The following is a 24578-nucleotide window of genomic DNA, read 5'->3' as shown; positions in this document are numbered from 1 at the left end:
CAACAAGCACTTCATGCAAGGCGGCCCCGTCCCAGGTGAAGTGCTCGTGATGGGCGCCGGCACGATCGGCTGCTTCATCGGCGGCAGCCTTGCGGCGGCGGGGGTGCCGGTCACCTTCGTCGGCCGTCCGCGCGTGCTCGACCAGCTTGCCGCGCATGGCCTCACGCTGACCGATGTCGATGGCGGCGCGCCGCGGCGGCTGCCGGCCGCATCGCTGCGGTTATGCGGGCAGGTGCCCGTGGGCGCACGGCCGGCGCTGGTGCTGCTGTGCGTGAAAAGCGGCGCCACGGCCGCGGCCGCCGGGGAGCTCGCGTTCTCGCTGCCCGCGGGAACCACCGTGGTCTCGCTGCAGAACGGCATCTCGAACTGCGCCGAGGCATCGCTGGTCGGCCCCTCGCTCAACGTGCGCGCCGGCATGGTGCCCTACAACGTGGCCGAGATCGGCCCCGGCGCGTTCCACCGCGGCACGCCAGGCCGGCTGGCGGCCGAGGACGACGCGACGCTGCGGCCCTGGCTGCCGGTGTTCGAGCGCGCCGGCGTGCCGCTCGATCTGGTGGCCGACCTGCTGCCGGTGCAGTGGGGCAAGCTCATGCTCAACCTCAACAACCCGGTCAATGCACTCTCGGGACTGCCGCTGCGCGAGGAGCTGATGCTGCGCGGCTACCGCCGCTGCTTCGCGTCGCTGATCGACGAGGCGCTCGGCGTGCTCGGCGCCGCGGGCATCGCGCCCGCGCAGGTGGCGGCCGTGCCGGCCGAGCGGCTGCCGATGTTGCTGCGCCTGCCCGACTGGGTGTTCCGCATCGTTGCGGCCCGCATGCTGCGCATCGACGCCAAGGCGCGCTCGAGCATGGCCGACGACCTCGCGCTGGGCCGCCGCACCGAGATCGATGCGCTCAGCGGCGAGGTGGTGCGGCTCGCACTGGCGCAGGGCCTGAGCGCGCCGCGCAATGCGCGCATGGTCGCGCTGCTCGAAGCCTGGCCGCAGCAGCCGAAACGCTGGAGCGCGCGCCAGTTGCAGGACGCACTGGGTTTGTAGGCTCTCCGCGTGTTGGCCAGATTTCCTACTAATGCAGAGGAAGCGTGCCCACTCTGCTCAACATTGATTCGCGTAGGCTCGGCACCACCTCCGTTGCCTTCGCCTCATGACGACCAACCCGCCCGCCCTTGCCGACGTGCTGCGCCCGCTGCGCGACGCCACCCACGAACTGCACGAGACGCTCGACAGCCAGCTGCCGATCGCACGCGAGGAGGCCACGCTCGCCGACTATGCGGCGCATCTGCGCGCGCTGCGTCCCTGGCTGCAGGCGGTGCGCGAGGCGCTCGCAGCGCCCGGCATCGCAGGCCTCGACCGCGTGGCCGCGCGCACCGACCAGCGGCTCGCGGTCCTGGCGCTCGATCTCGACGACATCGGCGGCACGTATGTTACGCACGGCGGGCCCGATGACCGCGCCGCGCTGGCGCAGGAGGCCGCACGCGAACCCGCCTTCGCCTGGGGCCTGGCCTATGTGCTCGAAGGCTCGCAGCTCGGCGGCGCGGCCATGCACAAGCGGCTCGCACCGCGGTTCGCGCCGCATCCGATGCGCTACTTCCAGCCGGTCGATGCAGCCTGCGGCCTGGCGGCGCAATGGAAGGACTTCGTGGCCCAGCTCGGTGCCGCGTTGGTCGATCAGTCCGCGGCCGATGCCGCGCGCCGTGGCGCCGTGGCCGGCTTCCGAAGCCTCATGCCGCGCTTCGGCCTGTAGGAAACGGCCGACGAGCCCGACGAGAACGCCAAGGCATGATCCCAGCGGCTCCCATTTCCCCTCAGACCTCGTGCGGCGCGGCTCGCGCCCATTGACACCCATCGTGCCCCAGCCTCTCGCATCCGCATCCGTTCCTTCCCATGCCTTGCGGCCTCCCGAGGTCGATCTCTCGTCCTGCGAGCTCGAGCCGATCCGGGTGCCCGGTTCGGTCCAGCCGCACGGCCGCATGCTGGTGCTGGCGCCCGGCGACTTGCGCCTGCTCGCCTGGAGCGACAACTGGCCCGAAGGCCAGGCCGAGGCAGCCTGCGACACCGTGCGCGCCCTCGCATTGCCCGCGCTGGAGCCGGGCGCCATGCCGGTGTCGCTCGGCGCGCTGACGCTGGCGGGCGGGCGTTTCGACGTGGCAGTGCACTGCAGCGAGCGCCATGTCTTCGTCGAGTTCGAAGCCGCGCGCCCCGCGGCCGGCAACGATGCGCCGATCTACACGCTCGGCCGCGTGTTCCTGCCGAAGCTGCAAGAGGCCGCGACGCTGGAGCAGCTCACGCAGCTGGCCGCGGCCGAGATGAAGCGGCTGACCAGCTTCGGACGCTGCCTGATCTACCGCTTCGATGCCGAGGGCCACGGCGAGGTGCTGGCCGAGGAGGCCGAGCCGGGCTACGACAGCTATGCCGGCCACCGCTTTCCGGCCACCGACATTCCGCAGCAGGCGCGCGCGCTCTATCTCGTCAACCGCTTCCGGCTGATCGCGGATGCGAACTACACACCGGTGCCGCTGCGCGCCGCCGACCCCACGCTCACCGCGGCCGACCTCGACATGTCGCAGGCGCAGCTGCGCAGCGTGTCGCCGATCCACCTCGAGTACATGCGCAACATGGGCACGCTGGCGTCCATGTCGGTGTCGATCGTGATCGACGGCCGGCTCTGGGGCCTGATCTCGTGCCACGACCACCAGCCGCGCTTTCTCGACACCGGGACGCGGCTGGCATGCGAACACCTGGGCCAGCTGCTATCGCTGCAGATCCAGTCGAAGGAAAGCAACATCGCAGTGGCGGAGCGGCTCGAACTGCGCCAGACCACGCTGCAGATCGTCTCGCACCTGGCCGACAGCGATGCCACGCTGCAGCGGCTGGTCGCCGAGTCGTCGCTCATGCTTCGCCTGGCGCGTGCCACTGGCGCGGCCGTGGTGCTGGACGACGAGGTCTGGAGCGTGGGCGACGTGCCGGCGCGCGCGCAGGTGCTGGCGCTGGCCGATTGGGTCGCGGGGCTCGGCGTGGAGGTCTACGACAACAGCGCGCTGTCGGCGCACTTTGCGCCGGCAGCCGAGTTCCGCGAGTTCGCGGCGGGCGTGCTCGCGATCTCGATCTCGCAGGTGCATCGGCACCTGATCCTGTGGTTCCGGCCCGAGCTGGTGCAGACGGTCCAGTGGGCCGGCGATCCGAAGAAGCCGCAGCAGCGCGCCGGCAGCGGCCGCATCCACCCCCGGCTGAGCTTCTCGAGCTGGATCGAGGAGGTGCGCGGCCGCTCGGCGCCCTGGTCGCCGGCCGAGGTGGGCGCCGCGGTCGAGCTGCGGCAGGCGCTGATCGGCGTGGTGCTGCGCCGGGCCGAGGAGCTGGCCGCCGTGGCCACCGAGCTGGGGCGCGTCAACAAGGAACTCGAGGCCTTCTCATACACCGTGTCGCACGACCTGCGTGCGCCCATGCGGCACATCGCGGGCTATGTCGACCTGGTTGCGCAGACCGAGGGCAAGCAGCTCAGCGAGCGCGCCCACCGCTATCTCGGGCACGTCAAGGACGCGGCCGCGTTCGCGGGGCAGATGGTCGATGCGCTGCTCGACTTCTCGCGCATGGGCCGCGCGGCGCTCAAGCGGCGAACGGTCGACACCGGCTCGCTGGTCGAGGGGCTGGTGCGCGAGCTGGCGCGCCTGGAGCCGGCACGGCGCATCGAATGGAATGTCGACCCCGCGCTGCCCGTGCTGCATGCCGACCCGCTGCTGCTGCAGGTGGCGGTGCGCAACTTGCTCGCCAATGCCGTCAAGTACTCGCGCACGCGCGATCCGCAGCGCATCGCGGTGCGCGCGATCCGCGGCGATCTGGGCAGCGGCCTCGAGGTCGAGGACAACGGCGTGGGCTTCCAGATGAAATACGTCGACAAGCTGTTCGGCGTGTTCCAGCGGCTGCACCAGGCCGAGGATTTCGAGGGCACGGGCATCGGCCTGGCCAATGTGAAGCGAATCGTCGAACGCCACGGGGGCAGGGTCTGGGCCAAGGGAACGTTGAACGAAGGCGCGACCTTCGGCTTCGTCCTGTCCGATGCGGAGCCAGGCAACGACAACGCGGCCGGCACGCCGCCTGACAACGGAGAAGGACATGCTTAAGCCGATCCTGCTCGTCGAGGACGACAAGCGAGACCTGGAACTCACCCTCATCGCGCTCGATCGCAGCCAGCTCGCGAACGACGTGGTGGTGCTGCGCGACGGCGCGCAGGCGCTCGACTACCTGCGCCGCGAAGGCGACCACGCCGAGCGCAGCGAGGGCAACCCGGCGGTGATCCTGCTCGACCTCAAGCTGCCCAAGGTGACCGGGCTCGAAGTGCTGCAGGCGGTGCGCGCCGACGCGGCGCTGCGCAGCATCCCGGTGGTGATGCTCACCTCCTCGCAAGAGGAGACCGACGTGCTGCGCAGCTACGAACTCGGCGTGAATGCCTATGTGGTCAAGCCCGTGGCCTTCGATCAGTTCGTCTCGGCGATCGCCGAACTCGGCATCTTCTGGGCCGTGCTCAACGAGCCGCCGCCCGGCTCGCTGAAGGCCGCGCGCCGACATGAATGAGCGCGAGGTCGCAAGCGGCGAGGGCGGGCCGATCGACGTGCTCATCGTCGAGGATTCGCGCTTCGACGTCGAGCTGCTGACCGAGGCGCTCGCCCAGGCGCTGCCCGCCGCGCGCACGCATGTCGTGCGCGACGAGCAGGGGCTGGCCGCGGCGCTGTCCGAGGGCCGCTACGCGCTCATCCTGTCCGACTACGAACTGCCGGGCTTCTCGGGCGAGGAGGCGCTGGACATCGCGCGCCGCCTGGCGCCCGAGACGCCGGTGATCTTCGTCTCGGGCGTGATCGGCGAGGACAACGCGGTCGAACTGCTGCGCCGCGGCGCGGTCGACTACGTAAGCAAGGGGCGGCTCGCGCGCCTGCCGCTGGTGCTCGACCGCGCACTGAAGGAAGCGGCCGACCGCCGTGCCAAGCGCCTGGCCGAGTTCCGGCTGCAGGTGGCGAACCAGGCCTTCCGCGAGGCCGAGTCGCGAAGGCTCGCGCTCATGGAGCTCGGCGACCGCATCCGCGACATCGACGACCCGGGCGAGATCGCCTACCTCGCATCGGCCATGCTGGGCCAGCGCCTGGGCGTGGACCGTGCCGGCTACGGCCTGGTCGACAAGGCGGCCGAGACGATCCAGATCGACCGCGACTGGACCGCCCCCGGCGTGGCCAGTCTCGCGGGACTGCTGCGCTTTCGCGACTACGGCTCCTACATCGAGGACCTGCTGCGCGGCGTGACGGTGGCCTTCGCCGACGCGCGCACCGACCCGCGCACGTGCGACAACGCCGACGCACTCGACGCGATCACCGCGCGCGCCGTGGTCAATATGCCGCTCACCGAGCGCGGCGGGCTGGTCGGGCTGCTGTACCTCAACCACGGCCAGGTGCGCGAATGGACGCCCGACGAGCTCGACTTCATGCGCGAGACCGGCGACCGCGTGCGTTCGGCCATCGCGCGGCGCGAGGCGCAGATGGAGCTGAAAGCCTTTGCCGAGTCGCTCGAGCGGCAGGTCGAGGAACGTGCAGCCGAGCTCGAGACCGCGCGCGAGCAGCTGCGCCAGAGCCAGAAGCTCGAGGCCGTGGGCCAGCTCACGGGCGGGCTCGCGCACGACTTCAACAACCTGCTCGCAGCCATCAGCGGCAGCCTCGAACTGATGCGCCGGCGCGGGCTCGACGGCCAGCGCGCCGAGATGGAGCGCTACATCGGGGTGGCGCAGGGCGCCGTCAAGCGCGCGGCCGCGCTCACGCACCGGCTGCTCGCGTTTTCGCGGCGCCAGACGCTGGAGCCGAAGCCGCTCAACGCCAACCGGCTGGTGTCCGACATGGAGGAGCTGCTGCGCCGCACGCTCGGCCCGCAGATCGCGCTCGAAGTGGTGGCGGCCGTGGGCCTGTGGAACGTGCATGCCGACCCGAGCCAGCTCGAGAACGCGCTGCTCAACCTGTGCATCAACGCGCGCGACGCCATGCCCGAGGGCGGCAAGCTCGTGATCGAGACGGCCAACCGCTGGGTCGACCTGCGCACGGCGCAGGAGCGCGACATGCCGATGGGGCAGTACGTGTCGCTCACCGTCAGCGACAACGGCGTGGGCATGGCGCCCGAAGTGGTGGCGCGGGCCTTCGACCCTTTCTTCACGACCAAGCCGATCGGCATGGGCACCGGGCTCGGGCTGTCGATGATCTATGGCTTCGCGAAGCAGTCGGGCGGCCAGGTGCGCATCTATTCCGAGGTCGGCAAGGGCACCTCGGTGAGCCTCTACCTGCCGCGCCACGATGCGCAGGAAGAAGCCGCCAGCGAACCGGCCGAGGCCACGCTCGCGCCGCGTGCCGACCAGGGCGACACCGTGCTCGTGGTCGACGACGAGCCCGCGCTGCGGATGATCATCGTCGAGGTGATGCGCGGCCTGGGCTACGCCACGCTCGAGGCCGGCGACGGCGCGGGCGCGCTGCGCATCCTGCAGACGCCGCGCCAGCGCATCGACCTGCTCGTGACCGACGTGGGCCTGCCCGGCGGCATGAACGGGCGGCAGGTGGCCGACGCGGCACGCAGCGCACGGCCCGGCCTCAAGGTGCTGTTCATCACCGGCTATGCCGAGAACGCGGTGCTGAGCCACGGCCACCTCGAACGCGGCATGCACGTGATGACCAAGCCCTTCGAGATGGACGTGCTCGCACGCCGCGTGAAGGCGCTGATCGAGGCGGGTTAGGGCTTATCGCTGCGCGGCGATCGGCTCGAGCCCGGTCTTCGCGATGACGGGCGCCGCCGCGGGCGCCTGCAGGTAGCGGATCAGCTGGCGCGCGGCCTCGGGTTGCGCCGCGGCCGTGGCGATGCCGGCCGAGAACACCGTGACGCGTTGCACTTCCGCGGGCAGCGGCCCGATGTAGTCGATGCCGGCGATCGGCAGCAGCTCGCTCACCTGCTGCAGCCCGAGCACCGCATCGCCGCGCGCCACCACCGTGCCCACGCGCTCGCTGAGGATGCGCTTGCTCTTGGGCTTGACCTCGGCCTCGATGCCGAGCTTCTTGAGCAGCTCGGTCTCGTAGTAGGTGCCGCTCGCGCTTGCCGAATAGGCGATCGACGGCGCGGCCAGCAGCGTGCGCTTGAGCGCCTCGACCGAGCCGATGTCGGGCTTGGGCGCACCCTTGCGCACCGCGAAGCCGATCGACGAGCGCACCAGGTCGACCTGGCTGCCGGGCACCACCTTGCCCGCCGCCACCAGCGCGTCGAGCGCGGGCCGCGCGAGGATCACCACGTCGGCGGGCTCGTTGCGCGCGAGCCGGCTCGGGATCGAATCGCTGGCATTGCCCATGGAGGCGCCGTAGGCCGTCTTCACCGTGCGGCCGCTTGCACGTTCGAAGCCCGGGCGCAGTTCGTTGTAGGCCGCCGTGAAGCCGCCCGAGGTCATCACGTGCAGGTCGGCGCCGGCCGTCGGCGGCGCGCTGCCGAAGCTGCCGCAGCCGGCCAGCACGGCGGCCGCGGCAAACAGGGCGGCGCGGCGGGTGAGGCGATTGATCCCGGTGACGGGGGCCGGGTCGGGGCGGGTGCGAAACGTCATGGCGTATGTCTCCAAGGTGTTGTGCTCGGCCCATCTTAGGAAGCGAGGCTGTCAATCACCCCTCACCGGCCTCGGGGTATTCACCGAGGTTGTTGCCAATCGGTCAGGCGAGGTGTCCGCTTGCAAGCGCCGCGGCGGCCGCGCGGGTTTCCACCCCGAGCTTCTCGAAGATGTGCTCGAGGTGCTTGTTGACCGTTCTCGGGCTGGTGCCGAGGATCTCGCCGATGTCGCGGTTGGTCTTGCCCTTGGCGAGCCACGACAGCACCTCGGTCTCGCGTGGCGTGAGGGCTGCTTCGGCCAGGCGCGTGGCCGGGCCTTCGCGCTGGATGGCGAACAGCAGCATGGTCTCGCCGAGCGCCGCCGCGCCCAGGTTGCGCACCGACAGGCGCATGGCCGTGGCGGTACCGATGGCGATCGAGGCTCCCGGCGCCAACGCGGGCTCGACCGACGCAGGCAGGCGGCCCGGCGCCACCGGGTCTTCGAGCGCATGCAGCCACAGCGCGGCCTGCGGCGAGCGCCAGGCGATGCGCCCGCGCGTGTCGACGAACACCACGCCCATGCCCGCCACGTCGACCGCGTCGCGCGCCATGCGCGTGATGCGGGCGTTGCGCGTGTGTGTGTGCAGGCGCGCCAGCACTTCCTGCGCGCGGATCGGCTTCACCACGTAGTCGACGCCGCCGCACTCGAAGCCTTCGACGACGTGCGCGGTTTCCGACAGCCCCGTCATGAACAGCACCGGAATGTGCGCGAGCGCCGCATTGGCCTTGATGCGCCGGCAGGTCTCGAAACCCGAGAGGCCGGGCATGAGGCCGTCGAGCAAGATCGCGTCGGGAACCACCAGCTCGAGCCGCTGCAGGGCGGACTCGCCGTCGGCGGCCACCAGCACGGTGTAGCCGCTGGCCTCGAACGTGTCGCACAGCATGCCCAGGCTGCTGGGGGCGTCGTCGACCACCAGCACGACGGGGCGTTCGGACAAGGTGTCAGGAGGAGGCGAGGGTGTCTGCATCTTCTGCCAGTGCGTTGCGGAGCGTGTCGAGTTCAAAGCGCGTGACCATGCCGCGCAGCCAGGTGCAGGTGGCGGCCGCATCGGGCGAGGCCGCGGCCAGCCGATCGAGCGCGGTGTGCAGGCCGCGCACATGGCCCATCTGCACCAGGCGCATCAAATCGGCGCGGTCGTCTTCGCCGAACACGAGCAGGGGCGGGCGTGCCGGCGCCGTGTCGGGGTCGGCCGACGGCGGCATGGCATCGCCCGTCGCCAGCCATTCGAGGCCGAGGTGCCGCTCCAGCGTGGCGATGAGTTCCGACTCGATCACCGGCTTGCCCACGAAAGCCTGGCAGCCCGCGGCGCGCAGCCGGTCGGCCTGGTTCTCGAACATGTTCGCCGAGACGATGATGATCGGCAGCTCGGTGAAGCCCGAGGCTCGCACCGAGCGCGCGGTCTGCCAGCCGTCCATGTCGTCCATCGTCAGGTCGAGCAGGATGGCCGAGGGCAGCTCTTCGCGCAGGCTGTCGAGGCACTCGGTGCCGCTGGCCGCCTCGCGCACCGTGAAGCCCAGCGGCGCGAGCATGCCGGCGAGCATCTGGCGCTGCACCGGCTGGTCGTCCACCACCAGCAGCGTGCGGCGCTCGCCCAGGTAGCCCGACACCGGCAGGCGCGAGCCGGCCTGCGGGCCGGGGTCAGAAACCTCACGCAGGTACACGCGCACGCTGAAGGTGCTGCCCGCCGACGAGGTGGCCGCCAGCTTGAGCTCGCCGCCCATGAGCGAAGTGAGCAGCCCGGTGATCGTCAGGCCCAGCCCGGTACCCGGCTCGCCCCGCCGGCGCCCCGCGGCGCCGCGCTCGAAGGGCAGGAAGATGCGCTGGTGGTCTTGCGGCGCCACGCCGATGCCGGTGTCGACCACGTCGAAGCGCAGCACCTCGCGCCGCGCATCGACATGCAGCGTGACGGTGCCGCTGTCGGTGAAGCGAACGGCGTTGGTCAGCAGGTTGATGAGAATCTGCCTCAACCACTTCACGTCGGCATGCACCCACGGCGGCAGCCGCCCGGAATGCGTGTAGACGAACGCGAGGCCCTTGGCCTCGGCCTGCGGCCGCACCATCTGCACCACCTGGTCGAGAAAGGCCGGCAGCGCGAGCGCCGAGGGCTCCAGTTGCAGCCGCCCTGCCTCGATGCGTGCCAGATCGAGCAGGCCGTCGATGAGGCCCAGCATGTGCTCGCCGCTGCGGTGGATGGTCTGCACCGCCTCGCGCGGCGGCAAGGCCGCCTCGCCGCCCTTGAGCAGGATCTGCGAGTAACCCAGGATGCTGTTGAGCGGCGTGCGCAGCTCGTGCGTCATGCCCGCCACGTAGCGCGTCTTGGCCTGGTTGGCGGCCTCGGCGGCTTCCTTGGCGGTCTGCAGCGCCGCATCGGTGCGGCGGTGCGCTTCGATTTCGAGCGCGAGCAGGTTGTTGTGGCGGTTCGATTCCTCTTGCGCCATCTGCCGGCTCTCGCTGCCCAGCACCACCCACCACGCGGCCACGGCGGCGATCACCGAGAGCAGCGCGAAGACCTTGAGAAAGGCCGTCGCCATCGCCGGATCGACGGTGCCGGCGATGGCCTCCTGTGCGTAGACCACGCCCACCACCGTGGCGAGCAGCGCAACCAGCGAGGTGGCGACCAGCAGGTAGTGCGCGACGCGAAAGTTGAGCCGCGCCGACAGCGCCGGCGGCAGCAGCGCCTGCAGCCAGCCGCTCATCTGCTCGGCCGCGCGCGAGTCGGTCTTGCAGCGATCGTGGCAGCGCGACTCCAAGGTGCAGCACAGCGAGCAGATCGGCGCGCTGTAGGCCGGGCAATGGGCCATGTCTTCCGACTCGAAGCTGTTGTCGCACACCGAGCACTTCACGCTCTGGCCCGGCGTCCAGCGATCGATGTCGGTACGCGCCAGGTAGTAGCGCCCGCGTGTCTTCCAGGCCAGCAGCGGCGACACGGCCATCGCCGTGGCGAGTGCGATGAACGGCGAGAAGGCCCGCGCCCACTGGCCGAGCGCGCCCGAGTAGGCCAGCATCGCCAGCGCCGCAGCCACCAGCATCGCGACGAGGCCGACTGGGTTGATGTCGTACAGGTGCGCGCGCTTGAACTCGATGGTCTTCGGGCTCCAGCCCAGCGGCTTGTTGATGACCAGGTCGGCCACCAGTGCGCCGACCCAGGCGATGGCGATGTTGCTGTAGAAGCCCAGCACGTGCTCCAGCGCGGCGAACACGCCCAGCGCCATCAGCAGGATCGCGATGGCCACGTTGAACACCAGCCACACCACGCGCCCCGGATGGCTGTGCGTGAGGCGCGCGAAGAAGTTCGACCACGCCAGCGAGCCCGCATAGGCATTGGTGAGGTTGATCTTCATCTGCGAGACGACGACGAACAGCACCGTGATGCCCAGCACCCAGGCCGGGTCGCGCAGCACGTACGAAAAGCCCGTGAGGTACATCTGCGTCGGCTCGATCGCATGCTTGGCCGCAATCTCGTGCTGCAGCGCGAGGAACGCCAGGAACGCGCCGCCCATCATCTTCAGCATGCCCGGCACGATCCAGCCCGGCCCGGCGATCAGCACCGCGGCCCACCAGCGCCCGCGGTTGGCGGCGGTCTTCTCGGGCAGAAAGCGCAGGTAGTCGACCTGCTCGCCGATCTGCACCACGAGCGAGAAAGCCACCGTGGCCGCCGCGCCGAACATCAGCGGATCGAAGTCGCTGCTGTCGGAGGTGCGGCCTACGAGCCCGGTGAAGTCGGCATACAGCTCGGGCTTCTTCACCAACACCGCGATGAAGGGGCAGACGAACAGAACGATCCAGATCGGCTGCGTCCACAGCTGCAGTCCCGAGATGAGCGTGATGCCGCGCGCCACCAGCGGAATGATCACGATCGAGGAAACGAGGTACAGCAGCCACAGCGGCCAGTCGAGGTACATCTGCAGCGCCAGCGAGAGGATGGCGGCCTCGAGCGCGAAGAAGATGAAGGTGAAGCTCGCGTAGATCAGCGAGGTGAGCGTGGAGCCCAGGTAGCCGAAGCCCGCGCCGCGTGTGAGCAGGTCCATGTCGACGCCATGGCGTGCGGCGTAGTAGGAGATGGGCAGACCCGTGAGAAAGGTGATGAGCCCCACCACCAGGATCGCCCACAGTGCGTTCGAAAAACCGTAGCTCAACGCGATGGCGCCGCCGATGGCCTCCAGCGCCAGGAACGAGGTGGCGCCGAAGGCCGCATTGGCGACGCGGAACTCCGACCACTTGCGGAAGCTGCGCGGCGTGTAGCGCAGCGCGTAGTCCTCCAGCGTTTCGTTCGCGACCCAGGCGTTGTAGTCGCGGCGGATGCGGAAGATCTTCTGTCCGGAGACGGATGTCATGGCGGGTTCTCGCGGCGGCGGCAACGGTGGCATGCGGCAGGTACAGCAAGAAGCGCTCCCTGCGGTCTCCTGCGTTGTCTGGCTCGGGAGTCTGCGGGTGGGGCGGGGCACCGCCGCTACGTTGAATGACGTATTCGCGCAGAGGCAAGTGATTTCTAAAGTACCAGCCATGGTGCTAGCGGCACCGTCCGATGCACTTCGATGGTGCGCGGCTCTCCCTTCTTTCAACCTGCCTGGAGTTCCTGATGTCGCGTGATTCCGACCCTTCCTCTCTCGATGCCATGGCACTGCGCCGCCGTCGCTTGTTGCAGGGCGCCGCCGCGCTGCCCGTGATGGGCCTGAGCGGCCTGAGCTTCGGCCAGGGGCAGTTCCCCACGGCCAAGGTCAACACCACCAAGCTCGCGGTGACCGACACGGAAGTGACGGTGGGCCAGCTGCATTCGTCCACCGGCACGATGGCGATCTCCGAAACCGGATCGATCCAGGCCGAGCAGCTTGCGATCGACCAGATCAACGCGATGGGCGGCATCCTGGGCCGCAAGATCAAGGTCATCAAGGAAGACGGTGCCTCCGACTGGCCCACCTTCGCCGAGAAGTCGAAGAAGCTGCTGGTCAACGACAAGGTCGCGGCCGTGTTCGGCTGCTGGACCAGCGCCTCGCGCAAGGCGGTGCTGCCGGTGTTCGAGAAGGAGAACGGCCTCTTGTACTACCCGACCTTCTACGAGGGCCTGGAGCAGAGCAAGAACGTGATCTACACGGGCCAGGAAGCCACGCAGCAGATCATCTGGGGCCTGGACTGGGGCGCCAAGGAGAAGAAGGCCAAGACCTTCTTCCTGGTCGGCTCCGACTACATCTGGCCGCGCACCTCGATGAAGATCGCGCGCAAGCACATCGAGAACTTCCAGAAGGGCTCCGTCAAGGGCGAGGAGTACTACCCGCTGGGTCACACCAACTTCAACTCGCTGATCAACAAGATCAAGGTCGCCAAGCCCGACTGCATCTTCGCGGCGGTGGTGGGCGGCTCGAACGTCGCGTTCTACAAGCAGCTCAAGGCCGCGGGCATCACGGGCGACAAGCAGTTCCTGTTGACGCTGGCCGTGACCGAGGACGAAATGACCGGCGTGGGTGGCGAGAACTTCGCGGGCTTCTATTCGTCGATGAAGTACTTTCAGTCGCTCGACAACGAGAACAACAAGAAGTTCGTCGCGGCCTTCAAGGCCAAGTATGGAAAGGACGCGGTGATCGGCGACGTCACCCAGGCGGGCTACCTCGGCCCGTGGCTGTGGAAGGCGGCGGTCGAGAAGGCCGGCAGCTTCGACGTCGACAAGGTGGTCGCGGGTTCGCCGGGCATCGAGCTGAAATCCGCGCCCGAGGGCTACGTGAAGCTCGACGCGAACCACCACCTGTGGAGCAAGGCGCGCATCGGGCAAGGGCTGCCGGACGGCTCGTTCAAGGTGGTTGCCGAGTCGGCCGAGCTGATCAGGCCCGATCCGTTCCCGAAGGGCTACCAGTAAGTCTTTGCCTTTCTCCCTTCCCCTTGGGGGGAGGGCAGGGGTGGGGGCAAGCGGCGCCACCACTGGTCACGCTCTGTCTGCCCCCATCCCAACCTTCCCCCAGAGGGGGAAGGAGCCAATACCTCAACACCGGAACACCGTGCCATGACGCTGTCGGACATGTGGAACATCGGCCTGATGCAGGGCTTCGCGGGGCTGAGCCTCTTCGCGGTGCTGCTGCTCATGGGTCTCGGGCTCGCGATCATCTTCGGCCAGATGGGCGTCATCAACATGGCGCATGGCGAGTTCATGACCATCGGCGCCTATTCGGTCTTTTTGGCCGCGCAGCTGACCGAGCGGCTCTCGCCGGCCTTCATGCCGTACTACTTCCCGATCGCGATCGGGCTGGCCTTCGTGTTCGCCTTCATCGCCGGATGGCTGGTGGAGTGGGCGCTGATCCGGCACCTGTACAAGCGGCCGCTCGACACGCTGCTGGCCACCTGGGGCGTGAGCCTGGGGCTGCAGCAGATCTTCCGCACCTTCATCGGGCCGAAGGAGGTGAGCCCGACGCTGCCCGACTGGCTGATGGGTTCGTGGACGCCGCACGAGGGGCTCGACATTCCGATCAACGGCCTGTTCGTGCTGGCGCTCACCGGGCTGGTCACGGGCGGCGTGCTGCTCGCGCTGCACCGGAGCCGCTGGGGCCTGCGCGTGCGCGCGACGGTGGCCAACCGCACGATGGCCAACGCCACCGGCATCGACACCCGCCGGACCGACCGCCTGACCTTCGCGATCGGCTGCGGCGTGGCCGGCGTGGCCGGCGCGGCCTTCACCACCATCGGCTCGACCGGGCCGACCTCGGGGTCGCTCTACATCGTCGATGCCTTCCTGGTCGTCACCTTCGGCGGTGCCGCCAGCTTGCTGGGCACGGTCGTCTCGGCCTTCGGCATTGCGCAGACGCAGTCGATCTCGGAGTTCTTCATGACCGGCTCGATGGCCAAGGTGCTGACGCTGTCGCTGATCGTGCTCATCCTGATGATGCGGCCGCAAGGGCTCTTCGCCGTCAAGGTCCGTCGCTGATCCCCGCTTCTTCCCGGAGAACCTCTCGATGAATATCCTCAAGGCCTCGGTCCGGCGCTACCAGCTCGGCAGCCTCCTGCTGCTGGTGCTGCTGCTCGCGGTGGTGCTGCCGCTCACGCTCGACATCTTCCGGCTCAACCTCGTGGGCAAGTACCTGACCTACGCCTTCGTCGCGGTTGGCCTGGTGATGGTGTGGGGCTACGGCGGCGTGCTGAGCCTGGGGCAGGGCGTGTTCTTCGGCATCGGCGGCTATGCGATGGCGATGTTCCTCAAGCTCGAAGCCTCCGACCCCGTCACGACCAAGATCCAGTCGACGCCGGGCATTCCCGACTTCATGGACTGGAACCAGATCACCGAGCTGCCTTTGCTGTGGCTGCCATTCAAGAGTCTGCCGCTGAGCCTGGCGCTGGTGGTGCTGGCGCCGATGGCGCTGGCCTGGCTCGTGAGCTTCGCGATGTTCAAGCGGCGCGTGGGCGGCGTGTACTTCGCGATCATCACGCAGGCGGTGGCGCTGATCCTCACCGTGCTCATCATCGGCCAGCAGGGCTACACCGGCGGCGTGAACGGCATGACGGACCTGAAGACGCTGCTGGGGTGGGACACGCGCACCGACAGCGCGAAATACATCCTCTACTACGTCTGCGTCGGGCTGCTGGTGGCGAGCATCGTGCTGTGCCGCTGGATCCAGACCAGCAAGCTTGGCACGCTGCTGCTCGCGATGCGCGACAAGGAAGACCGCGTGCGTTTCTCGGGCTACGACGTGTCGAACTTCAAGGTCTTCACCTTCTGCCTGGCGGCGGGGTTGTCGGGCATCGGCGGCGCGCTGTTCGCGCTGCAGGTAGGCTTCATGTCGCCGAGTTTCGTGGGCATCGTGCCCTCGATCGAGATGGTGATCTTCTGCGCCGTGGGCGGCCGCATGAGCCTGGTGGGCGCGGTATACGGCGCGCTGCTGGTGAATGCCGGCAAGACGCTGTTCTCCGAAAGTTTCCCGGACCTTTGGCTCTTCCTGATGGCGGGGCTCTTCATCGGCGTGACCATGGCGTTCCCGATGGGGCTTGCGGGGCTGTGGGACGAGAAGATCCGGCCGTGGTGGAAGGAGCGCCGCCAGGCGCTGCGCGATGCTGCGGTGAAGCCGCCTGCCGCCGTGCCTGCCGCCACCACGCCGACCGCCACGCCCGACCCGCAGCTGCCCGACGGCGTCGGCAGCCAGCGCGCCTGAACCCCGGAGCACCGCACCATGAGCAATACCGACTTCGCCCTCGCGGTGGAAGACCTGAGCGTGTCCTTCGACGGCTTCAAGGCCATCGACGACCTGACGCTCTACATAGATCGCAACGAGCTGCGCGTGATCATCGGCCCGAACGGCGCCGGCAAGACGACGCTGCTCGACCTGATCTGTGGCAAGACGCGCGCGAGCGCGGGCAGCATCAAGTTCAAGAACACCGAGCTCACCAGGATGGCGGAGCACAAGCGAGTGCGGCTGGGCATCGGGCGCAAGTTCCAGACGCCTTCGATCTACGAGAACCTCAGCGTGTTCCAGAACCTGGAGGTGTCGTTTCCGAAAGGCCGCTCGGTGTTCGGCGCACTGGCTTTCAAGTGCGACGACGAGGTGAAGTCGAAGGTGCAGGCGGTGGCCGAAGACATCGGTCTGGCCGACAAGCTGCGCACCGAGGCGGGCCTCTTGAGCCATGGTCAGAAGCAGTGGCTCGAGATCGGCATGCTGCTGATGCAGGAGCCCGAACTGCTGATGCTCGACGAGCCGATCGCCGGCATGAGCGCGCGGGAGCGCGAGCTCACGGCCGACCTGCTCAAGCGCATCTGCCAGAACCGCGCCGTGATCGTCATCGAGCACGACATGGCCTTCGTGAAGCAGATCGCGCACAAGGTCACCGTCATGCACCAGGGAAAGATCCTCGCCGAAGGGCCGATGGAGAAGGTGCAGGCCGACCCGAAAGTCATCGACGTCTACCTGGGGCACTGAACCATGAGCACCATCATGCTGAAGGTCGAAGACCTGCACGTCGCCTACGGGCAGAGCGAGGCGCTGCACGGCCTCTCGTTCGAAGGCCATGCGAACGAAACCATCGCCATCATGGGCCGCAACGGAATGGGCAAGACCACGTTGTTCAAGAGCCTCATGGGCATCCTGCCGCTGAAGAGCGGGCGCATCGAAGTGGCGGGGCAGGACGTGTCGCGCGACGAGAGCTTCAGGCGCGTGGCCAAGGGCATCGCCTACGTGCCGCAGGGGCGGATGATCTTCCCGACGCTGACGGTCGAAGAGAACATCCAGACCGGTCTGGAGAACTCGAAGACCCGGCGCATCCCCGATGAAATCTACGCGCTGTTCCCCGTGCTGTGGGACATGAAGCGCCGCAAGGGTGGCAACCTTTCCGGCGGCCAGCAGCAGCAGCTTGCCATTGCGCGCGCGCTGGTCACCGATCCCAAGGTGCTGCTGCTCGACGAGCCCACCGAAGGCATCCAGCCTTCGATCATCAAGGACATCGCGAAGGCGCTCAACGAGATCCGCAAGCTGCGCGGCATCACGATCGTCGTCTCCGAGCAGGTGCTGAGCTTTGCCATGGACGTGGCCGACCGCCTGTTCGTCATCGAGGGCGGCCGCCTCGTGCACGAGACCGCGCGCGACAAGACCGACGTCGACCGCATCAAGGCCTATCTCTCCGTTTAACCACCACCAACCAGGAGCCACTGCACATGACGGACACGCTGATCAAGGTCGACCTGACCAAGCCGCCCACCGAAAACGAGATGATCCACAACCGCTGGCATCCCGACATCCCGATGGCATGCTGGGTGAATCCGGGCGATGACTTCATCCTGGAGACCTTCGACTGGACCGGCGGCTTCATCAAGAACAACGACAGCGCCGACGACGTGCGCGACATCGACCTGAGCACGGTGCACTACCTCTCGGGCCCGGTGGGCGTGAAGGGCGCCGAGCCCGGCGACCTGCTGGTGGTCGACCTGCTCGACATCGGCGCCAAGCCCGACAGCCTCTGGGGCTTCAACGGCTTCTTCTCGAAGAAGAACGGCGGCGGCTTCCTGACCGATCACTTTCCCGAAGCGCAGAAATCGATCTGGGATTTCAAGGGCATGTTCACGAGTTCGCGCCACATCCCGGGCGTGAACTTCGCGGGCCTGATCCACCCCGGCCTCATCGGCTGCCTGCCCGACAAGCCCATGCTCGACATGTGGAACGAGCGCGAGAACGCGCTCATCGCCACCGATCCGGACCGCGTGCCCGGCCTTGCGAACCCGCCGTTCGCGGGCACCGCGCACATGGGGAAGATGACCGGTGAAGCGCGCGCCAAGGCCGCGGCCGAAGGCGCGCGCACCGTGCCGCCGCGCGAGCATGGCGGCAACTGCGACATCAAGGACCTCTCGCGGGGCGCGAAGGTGTTCTTTCCCGTCTACGTTGACGGTGCAGGCCTCAGCGTGGGCGACCTTCACTTCAGCCAGGGCGACGGCGAGATAACTTTCTGCGGCGCGATCGAGATGGCGGGCTGGGTGCACATGAAGGTCACGCTCATCAAGGGCGGCATGGCGAAGTACGGCATCAAGAACCCGATCTTCAAGCCGAGCCCGATCACGCCGCAGTACAACGACTACCTGATCTTCGAGGGCATCTCGGTCGACGAGAGCGGCAAGCAGCACTACCTCGACGTGAACGTGGCCTACCGGCAGGCCTGCCTCAACGCCATCGAGTACCTGAAGAAGTTCGGCTACTCGGGCGCACAGGCCTACTCGATCCTCGGCACCGCGCCGGTGCAGGGCCACATCAGCGGCGTGGTCGACGTGCCCAACTCGTGCGCCACGCTCTGGCTGCCCACGGGCATCTTCGACTTCGACATCAACCCGAGCGCCGCCGGGCCAATGAAGGCGATCGACGGCAGCATCCAGATGCCGCTCTCGCACGACCTGCGCTGAGGACGACGCGACCATGCCGACCTACGACTACGCCTGCGCGCAGTGCGGTGGCTTCGAGGCGCTGCGCCCCTCGGCGCTGCGCGACGACCCGGCCTGCTGTCCCGCCTGCGGCGACGCCTCGCCGCGCGTGCTCTCCGCCGCGCCGCGGCTGGCGCTGATGGGGGCCGACGCGCGCCATGCAATGGCCACCAACGAGCGCGCGCGGCACGAGCCGGGCAGCTCGCGCGACTACGCGCGCTTCAAGCACCCGGCGGGCTGCGGCTGCTGTTCCGGGGCCTCCCGGCGCAGCGCGACGGTGGTCGCACCGAACGGCGCCAAGTCGGCGCCGGCCAAGCGGCCCTGGATGATTTCGCACTGAGCTGCTGCTGAAGCAGCAGCGGCCGCAGCGCGCGATTGTTTCGATCCCGTGAACGCCGCGATTCTTTTCGCCGAGGTTTTTTGGAGGCCTTCAGGTTCAAACTTCATTCCATCGACCAACCCATTGAAGGAGATTGAATGAATGCCTCGAAAGTCCTCGCCGCTGCTGCCCTCTCGCTCCTGGCTGCTGCCGGTGCACATGCAGAAACCTATGACGGCGTGCACACCGTGAACTCCACCCTGTCGCGTGCCGAAGTCGCATCGCAGGCCGTGGCCGCGGCGCGTGCCGGCAACGAATACGGTGAAGCCGCCAGCGCCGGTGCGCAGCGCTTCAACTCGACCGCCGACCGTTCGGTGGTCCAGGCCGAAGCCGTCGCCAAAGCGCACGACCCGCTCGCGAGCCTCGACCGCCGCGCGTTCTTCCGCGACGAAGTGCCGCAAGCGTACAAGAAGCCCAGCGTGTCGTTGACGCGCCAGGCCGGCCTGTAAGCCACTCGCGCGGTCGCCCGCGAACAACGCCCTCCAGCCCTCCGGCCGGAGGGCGTTTGTCGTTCAGTCGACCTTGACCTGGGCGTTCTTCACGATCTCGGCGTACTTCTTGAGGTCGGCCTGGATCTCTTGCGTGAACACAGCGGGCGTGTTGCCCGAGGCGGTGATGCCGAGCGACGCGAGCCGCTCCTTCACCTCGGGCGAATGGACCACCGCATGAAGTTCGCGCTGCAGCCGGTCGACGATGGCCTGGGGCGTCTTCTTCGGCGCGAGCACGCCGATCCACGAACTCGATTCGAAGCCCGGCACGCCCGACTCGGCCACCGTGGGCACATCGGGCAGGGAGGCGAGGCGTTCCTTGCTCGACACCGCGATCGCGCGGACCTGCCCGCGCTGCACGAACGGGTAGGCGCCGGCCACAGCCGTGTAGAGCATCGGCAGCGTGCCGCCCACCACGTCGGTCAGCGACTGGCCGCCGCCCTTGTAGGGCACGTGCACGAAGTTCGCGCCGGTGCGCAGCTTCAACAGTTCGCCCGCGAGGTGCGGCGTGCTGCCGGTGCCGGCGCTGCCGTACGAGACGCCGCCCGGATGGGTCTTCGAATAGGCCACGAGCTCGCCGAAGGTCTTGGGCGGCACCGACGGGTGCACGACGATGATCAGCACGGCGTCGCCGATCTTGCTGACCGGCGCGAAGTCGCGCACGGTGTCGAAGGGGATCTTCGAGAACACATGCGGATTGATGACCAGCGTGCCGTCGAAGCCGAGCAGCAGCGTGTAGCCGTCGGGCGCGGCCTCGGCGACCATCTGGGTGCCGATGTTGCCCGACGCGCCGGGGCGGTTGTCGACCACCACGGTCTGGCCCAGGCGCGCACCGAGCTTCTCGGCCACCACGCGCGCACCGGTGTCGGTCACGCCGCCGGGCGTGAAGGGCACGACGAGCCGGATCGGCTTGCTCGGATAGTCCTGTTGCGCGGCGGCGCCCGTGGCCGCGACCGCGGCGGTGAGCGCAACGGCGCAAAGCCGTGCCAGCGATCGGCGGCGGGTGGAGCCCGTGTGGTTCTGCGGGATGGTCATCTGTCTGTCTCCTTGTTTGTTGGTCTGTCCGCTTGCTTCTTTGTCTTCGCGCGATCGGCCGGCTCAGCGCGCCCACCGCCTGTCGAATTCCCACACGTCCTCGAAGCCGATGCGGCGGCAGAACTCGTCGAAGTCGAACAGCGCGGTGTCCGGCGCCTGGCTCGTGCCGTGGGCCTTCAGGTGCTGCAGCGCGCGCGCCATCGCGGCGGCGGCCGCCAGGCTGGTCATCGAAGGGTAGATCGCGAGCGCGAACCCGATCTGGCGCAGCGTTTCGGCGGGCAGCACGGGCGTCTTGCCGCCATCGGCCATGTTGGCGAGCATCGGCGTGTCGAAGGCCTCGCAGGCGCGGCGCATCTCGTCTTCCGACTGCGGCGCCTCGAAGAACAGGATGTCGGCGCCCGCGCGCGCATAGGCCTCGAGCCGGCGCAGCGCTTCGTCCACGCCGAGTTCGGCCCGCGCGTCGGTGCGCGCGACGATGAGGAAGTTCTTCTTGTCCTCACGCGCTTCGACCGCCACGCGGATCTTGTCGACCATCTCCTGCACCGGCACGCAGCGCTTGTTGGGCGTGTGACCGCACTTCTTTGGAAACACCTGGTCCTCGAGCTGGATTGCGGTGACGCCGGCGGCTTCGTAGCCGCGCACCGTGTGGTGCACGTTGAGCAGGCCGCCGTAGCCGGTGTCGGCGTCGGCGATGACCGCCGCGCCGCCGCTGCTGCGCACCAGCGTGGCCATGCGGTCGAGCATCTGCGTGTAGGTGGCGATGCCGGCGTCGGGCAGCCCGAGGTGCGAGGCCGTGAGCCAGAAGCCCGAGCCGTAGACCACGTCGAAGCCGACCTTGGTCGCCATGGTCGCGGCGATCATGTCCTGCAGCCCCGGGGCGACGACGAACTCGCCGCGATCGAGCTTCTCTCGGAGGAGGGGGTTGGCCATGCTGCCGGTCACTCCGCCGTGATGCCGCCGCGCTGCGCGACCGCGGTCCATTTGCGCGTCTCGGCGGCAAGGAAGCTGCGGAACTCGGCGGGCGGCGTCAGCGTCATGTGCGCGCCCTGGTCTTCCATCTGCTTCATCACGGCCGGATCGGCCGCGACCTTCTTCAGGTCGCGGTTGATCTGCGCCACGACCGGATCGGGCAGCCCGGCCGGACCGAAGAGGCCGTACCAGCTCAGCGATTCGACGCCCTCGAGGCCGGCTTCCTTGAAGGTCATCGCGTCGGGAAAGAGCGCCATGCGCTTGTTGTCGGCCACCGCCACCACGCGCAGCGCGCCCGAGCGCACGTGCGGCAAGGCGGTGAGCACGCTCGTCACGCCCATTGGCAGGTGGCCGCCGATGATGTCGACCATGATCGGCGCGCCGCCCTTGTACGGCACGCCCGTGGTCTGCAGCTTGCCGGCCTGGCGGATCAGCTCGCCGGTGAGCCGGGTCTGGCCTTCGGAGTAGCCCACGCCGAGCGGCTCTTTGCGTGCGGCGTCGAGCACGTCGCGCAGCGTCTTGTAGGGCCCGTTGGCACGCACCACAAGCACCGAGGGCGAACTCGCGATGTTGGTGATCGGCGTGAACGCGCGATCGGTGTCGTAGGGCAGGTTCTTCATCAGCACCGGGTTCACGGCATGCGAGCCGACCACCAGCAGCAGCGTGTGGCCGTCGGCGGGCGCCCGTGCGACGGTGGCCGAGCCGATCACGCCGTTGGCGCCGGTGCGGTTGTCGACCATCACCGACTGGCCCCAGAGCGCCGAGAGGCGCTGCGCCATGACCCGGCCGACGATGTCGGTGCCGCCGCCGGCCGAGTAGGGCACCACGAGCGTGACGGCCTTGGTGGGAAACGCGGGCGCCTGGGCCCAGGCGCCGGGGGCCGCGGCCATGGCGGCGAGCGCGGTCAGCGCGGCGCGCCGGGTGGTGCAGAAGGACTTGGATCGTTGGCTTGTCATGTCGTCGTGTGTCTCCGTGGTGTCTTCTTCAGGCATTCGCCTTGTCGCGCTGCCGGCGCAGCCAGGCGATCGAACGGCCACCGAGCGGGCGCTGCAAACGGGCCTCGGCGAAATCGATCGCATCGAGCAGGCCGTCGGGCGCAATGCCGGTGGCGAAGCCGCTGCGTTCGGCCATCAGCACCAGGTCCTCGGTCGCCACGTTGCCAGCCGCGCCGGGCGCGAACGGGCAGCCGCCGATGCCGCCCACGCTCGCATCGAAGCGTCGCACGCCGGCCTCGAGCGCGGCCCAGGCATTGGCCACGGCCATGCCGCGCGTGTCGTGCAGGTGCACCGCGAGGCGGTCGATCGGCAGCGTGTCGGCCAGCGCGGCGAAGCGCGCCTTCACCATGCCCGGCGAGGCCGAGCCGATGGTGTCGGCGATCACGATCTCGCCGGCACCGGCCGCGTGCATGCGCGCAGCCAGGCGCAGCAGTTCGGCGAGCGGCGTCTCGCCCTCGAACGGGCAATCGAAGGCCACCGCCACGTAGGCGCGCGTGCGCAGGCCGAGCGCCTGCGCGGCGGCGAGCGTCTGCTCGCTGATCTCGGTCGCCTGGCCCAGGCCCATGTTGATGTTCTTGCGGTTCATCGTCTCGGTGGCCGAGAGCACGACCGCGATCTCGGTCGCGCCGGCCGCATGCGCACGCTCGAGGCCCTTGAGGTTGGGCACCAGCACGGAGGTGCGCAGTGTCGGCAGCGCGTCGCGCAGCATCGGCAGTAGCGTGCCCGCGTCGGCCATCTGCGGCACGGCCTTGGGCGAGACGAAGCTCGTGGCCTCGACGCTCTGCACGCCGGCCGCGGCAAGCCGGCGCACCAGTTCGAGCTTGTCGGCCGCGGCCAGGTGCACCGGCTGGTTCTGCAGCCCGTCGCGCGGCGCGACGTCGGTGATGTGGATCTGTTCCATCGTGTGTCTCCGGTGCCGTCAGGCGATCGTGCCGGCGCGGCGCAGCGCTTCGAGCTTCTCGGCCGGGTAGCCCGCCAGCGCGCCGAGCACCTGCTGCGTGTGCTCGCCGAGCCGCGGCGGACTGCCGTAGGCCATCGGCGCGGCCGCCGAGAGCTTGATCGGGTTGCCCGGCATGCGCACGCGCTCGCCGTTGGCCAGAAGGACCTCGACCACCATGTCGCGCGCCACCACCTGCGCATCGCCGAGCGCCTGCGCAAAGTTGTTGACCGGCCCGCACGGAATGCGCGCCGCCTGCAGGCGCTCGAGCCAGTGGGCGGTGGGCTGCTTCTTCAGTTCGCCGGCGATCAGCGCGTCGATCTCGGCCTTGGCCGCGAAGCGCACTGGCTGCTGGCGGTAGGCCGGGTCGCGCAGCGCGGGCAGGTCGATGAACTCGACGAAGCGCTCGAAGAACGCATCGCCGATGCACGCGACGATGATGTGGCCGTCGGCGGTCGGGTAGCTGTTGTAGGGCACATGCACGAAGTGGCCGTTGCCGATGCCTGCCGGGACGTGGCCCGACATCAGGTGCATGGTCGCCATGTAGTTGAGCAGCGAGATCTGCGCGTCGAGCATCGAGATGTCGACATGCTGGCCGCGCCCGGTGCGCTCGCGCTCGGCGAGCGCCGCGAGCACGCCCATGGCGCCGAACATGCCGCCGCCAAGGTCGCCGATCGGGATGCCGCTGCGCGTCGGTCCGCTTTCGGGCGTGCCGGTGATCGACATGCCGCCGCCCATCGCCTGCACCACCTGGTCGAACGCGGGGCGCTGCGTCTCGGGGCCGGTCTGGCCGAAACCGGTGACCGAGCAGGTCACGATGCGCGGATTGATGCGCGCGAGCGCGGCATGGTCGATGCCGAGCCGTTCGGTGACGCCGACGCTGAAGTTGTCGAACACCACATCGGCGGTGCGCACCAGGTCGAGGAACACCGCCTTGCCGTCGGCGCTCTTGAGGTCGATGCAGACGCTCTGCTTGTTGCGGTTGAGCGTGAGGTAGTAGGCGCCCATGCCGCCGCGCGCGTAGTCGGGGTCGTGCTCCAGCAGCCGGCGCGTGCCTTCGCCGCTGCCCGGCGGCTCAACCTTGATGGTGCGCGCACCCAGGTCGGCCAGCAGCATGGTGCCGTACGGACCCGAGAGCATGTGCGTCAGGTCGAGCACGGTGATGTGTTCGAGTGCCAAGTCGTGTGTCTCCTGAAAGCAGCAGATGTCGCACGCAACGTGCCAGCACGGTCGGGGGGTGCGTAAGTCATTGATTCAAAACGAAA

21 protein-coding genes are annotated in these 24578 nt (G+C 68.8%); 13 read left to right on the top strand and 8 right to left on the bottom strand.

Going from position 1 to position 24578, the window contains the following annotated elements; all coding sequences use genetic code 11:
* The first annotated feature begins 13 nt into the window (after positions 1 to 13).
* From AC3A6J_RS18985 to AC3A6J_RS18965, 5 genes are all read left to right on the top strand, one after another.
* Positions 14 to 1036 (top strand): 2-dehydropantoate 2-reductase, encoded by a 1023-nt coding sequence (locus AC3A6J_RS18985; protein WP_487861531.1) that lies wholly within the window; start codon positions 14 to 16, stop codon positions 1034 to 1036.
* Positions 1037 to 1142: 106 nt separating this feature from the next.
* A complete protein-coding gene (locus AC3A6J_RS18980) occupies positions 1143 to 1742 on the top strand; it encodes a biliverdin-producing heme oxygenase (RefSeq protein ID WP_487861530.1) in 600 nt (199 codons plus the stop codon).
* 103 nt (positions 1743 to 1845) lie between these two features.
* Complete coding sequence (locus tag AC3A6J_RS18975; RefSeq protein ID WP_487861529.1) at positions 1846 to 4116, top strand: ATP-binding protein; 2271 nt, start codon at positions 1846 to 1848, stop codon at positions 4114 to 4116.
* A complete protein-coding gene (locus AC3A6J_RS18970) occupies positions 4109 to 4567 on the top strand; it encodes a response regulator (RefSeq protein WP_487861528.1) in 459 nt (152 codons plus the stop codon). The genes AC3A6J_RS18975 and AC3A6J_RS18970 overlap by 8 nt, the downstream gene beginning before the upstream one ends.
* Positions 4560 to 6752 carry a response regulator gene (locus AC3A6J_RS18965; RefSeq protein ID WP_487861527.1) on the top strand — a complete coding sequence of 731 codons (2193 nt, stop codon included), beginning with the start codon at positions 4560 to 4562 and terminating at the stop codon, positions 6750 to 6752. The genes AC3A6J_RS18970 and AC3A6J_RS18965 overlap by 8 nt, the downstream gene beginning before the upstream one ends.
* A 3-nt stretch (positions 6753 to 6755) precedes the next feature.
* Here the strand turns inward: AC3A6J_RS18965 and AC3A6J_RS18960 are convergent, their stop codons facing one another.
* The 3 genes from AC3A6J_RS18960 to AC3A6J_RS18950 all read right to left on the bottom strand — a co-directional run bounded on the left by AC3A6J_RS18960 (position 6756) and on the right by AC3A6J_RS18950 (position 11974).
* Entirely contained in the window at positions 6756 to 7601 is an 846-nt protein-coding gene (locus AC3A6J_RS18960; RefSeq protein ID WP_487861526.1) for a substrate-binding domain-containing protein, read from the bottom strand.
* Between the two features lie 103 nt (positions 7602 to 7704).
* On the bottom strand, positions 7705 to 8607 hold the full coding sequence (locus AC3A6J_RS18955; protein WP_487861525.1) for a response regulator: 903 nt from the start codon (positions 8605 to 8607) through the stop codon (positions 7705 to 7707).
* Complete coding sequence (locus AC3A6J_RS18950) at positions 8582 to 11974, bottom strand: hybrid sensor histidine kinase/response regulator (protein WP_487861524.1); 3393 nt, start codon at positions 11972 to 11974, stop codon at positions 8582 to 8584. Before AC3A6J_RS18950 ends, AC3A6J_RS18955 begins: the two co-directional genes overlap by 26 nt.
* A 245-nt stretch (positions 11975 to 12219) precedes the next feature.
* Here AC3A6J_RS18950 and urtA point away from each other — a divergent pair, with 245 nt between their 5' ends.
* The 8 genes from urtA (at position 12220) to AC3A6J_RS18910 (ending at position 19338) form a co-directional block, all read left to right on the top strand.
* Positions 12220 to 13488, top strand: coding sequence for an urea ABC transporter substrate-binding protein (gene urtA / locus AC3A6J_RS18945; RefSeq protein WP_487861523.1), 1269 nt, complete (start codon positions 12220 to 12222; stop codon positions 13486 to 13488).
* A 144-nt stretch (positions 13489 to 13632) separates the two neighbouring features.
* The gene (gene urtB, locus AC3A6J_RS18940) at positions 13633 to 14547 is read left to right on the top strand and encodes an urea ABC transporter permease subunit UrtB (protein WP_487861522.1); all 915 of its coding nucleotides are present in this window, start codon (positions 13633 to 13635) and stop codon (positions 14545 to 14547) included.
* 28 nt (positions 14548 to 14575) lie between these two features.
* Entirely contained in the window at positions 14576 to 15766 is a 1191-nt protein-coding gene (gene urtC / locus AC3A6J_RS18935) for an urea ABC transporter permease subunit UrtC (protein ID WP_487861521.1), read from the top strand.
* A gap of 18 nt (positions 15767 to 15784) precedes the next feature.
* A complete protein-coding gene (urtD, locus tag AC3A6J_RS18930) occupies positions 15785 to 16528 on the top strand; it encodes an urea ABC transporter ATP-binding protein UrtD (RefSeq protein ID WP_487861520.1) in 744 nt (247 codons plus the stop codon).
* Positions 16529 to 16543: 15 nt separating this feature from the next.
* Entirely contained in the window at positions 16544 to 17233 is a 690-nt protein-coding gene (gene urtE, locus AC3A6J_RS18925) for an urea ABC transporter ATP-binding subunit UrtE (protein ID WP_487861657.1), read from the top strand.
* A 26-nt stretch (positions 17234 to 17259) separates the two neighbouring features.
* Entirely contained in the window at positions 17260 to 18492 is a 1233-nt protein-coding gene (gene fmdA / locus AC3A6J_RS18920; protein WP_487861519.1) for a formamidase, read from the top strand.
* 13 nt (positions 18493 to 18505) lie between these two features.
* Positions 18506 to 18850 (top strand): zinc ribbon domain-containing protein, encoded by a 345-nt coding sequence (locus tag AC3A6J_RS18915; protein WP_487861518.1) that lies wholly within the window; start codon positions 18506 to 18508, stop codon positions 18848 to 18850.
* Positions 18851 to 18987: 137 nt separating this feature from the next.
* On the top strand, positions 18988 to 19338 hold the full coding sequence (locus AC3A6J_RS18910; RefSeq protein ID WP_487861517.1) for an alpha/beta hydrolase: 351 nt from the start codon (positions 18988 to 18990) through the stop codon (positions 19336 to 19338).
* 63 nt (positions 19339 to 19401) lie between these two features.
* Here AC3A6J_RS18910 and AC3A6J_RS18905 read toward each other — a convergent pair whose 3' ends face one another.
* The 5 genes from AC3A6J_RS18905 to AC3A6J_RS18885 all read right to left on the bottom strand — a co-directional run bounded on the left by AC3A6J_RS18905 (position 19402) and on the right by AC3A6J_RS18885 (position 24492).
* On the bottom strand, positions 19402 to 20412 hold the full coding sequence (locus AC3A6J_RS18905) for a Bug family tripartite tricarboxylate transporter substrate binding protein (protein ID WP_487861516.1): 1011 nt from the start codon (positions 20410 to 20412) through the stop codon (positions 19402 to 19404).
* Positions 20413 to 20475: 63 nt separating this feature from the next.
* Positions 20476 to 21342: an isocitrate lyase/PEP mutase family protein gene (locus tag AC3A6J_RS18900; protein ID WP_487861515.1), complete on the bottom strand. Its 867-nt coding sequence runs from the start codon at positions 21340 to 21342 to the stop codon at positions 20476 to 20478.
* 8 nt (positions 21343 to 21350) lie between these two features.
* The gene (locus AC3A6J_RS18895; protein WP_487861514.1) at positions 21351 to 22337 is read right to left on the bottom strand and encodes a tripartite tricarboxylate transporter substrate binding protein; all 987 of its coding nucleotides are present in this window, start codon (positions 22335 to 22337) and stop codon (positions 21351 to 21353) included.
* 28 nt (positions 22338 to 22365) lie between these two features.
* Positions 22366 to 23277 carry a hydroxymethylglutaryl-CoA lyase gene (locus tag AC3A6J_RS18890; protein WP_487861513.1) on the bottom strand — a complete coding sequence of 304 codons (912 nt, stop codon included), beginning with the start codon at positions 23275 to 23277 and terminating at the stop codon, positions 22366 to 22368.
* Positions 23278 to 23295: 18 nt separating this feature from the next.
* A complete protein-coding gene (locus tag AC3A6J_RS18885) occupies positions 23296 to 24492 on the bottom strand; it encodes a CaiB/BaiF CoA transferase family protein (RefSeq protein WP_487861512.1) in 1197 nt (398 codons plus the stop codon).
* Between the last annotated feature and the right edge of the window lie 86 nt (positions 24493 to 24578).

Source organism: Variovorax sp. Soil_C_39 (genome assembly GCF_057656815.1).
This window is presented reverse-complemented; position numbering and strand designations above follow the sequence as displayed.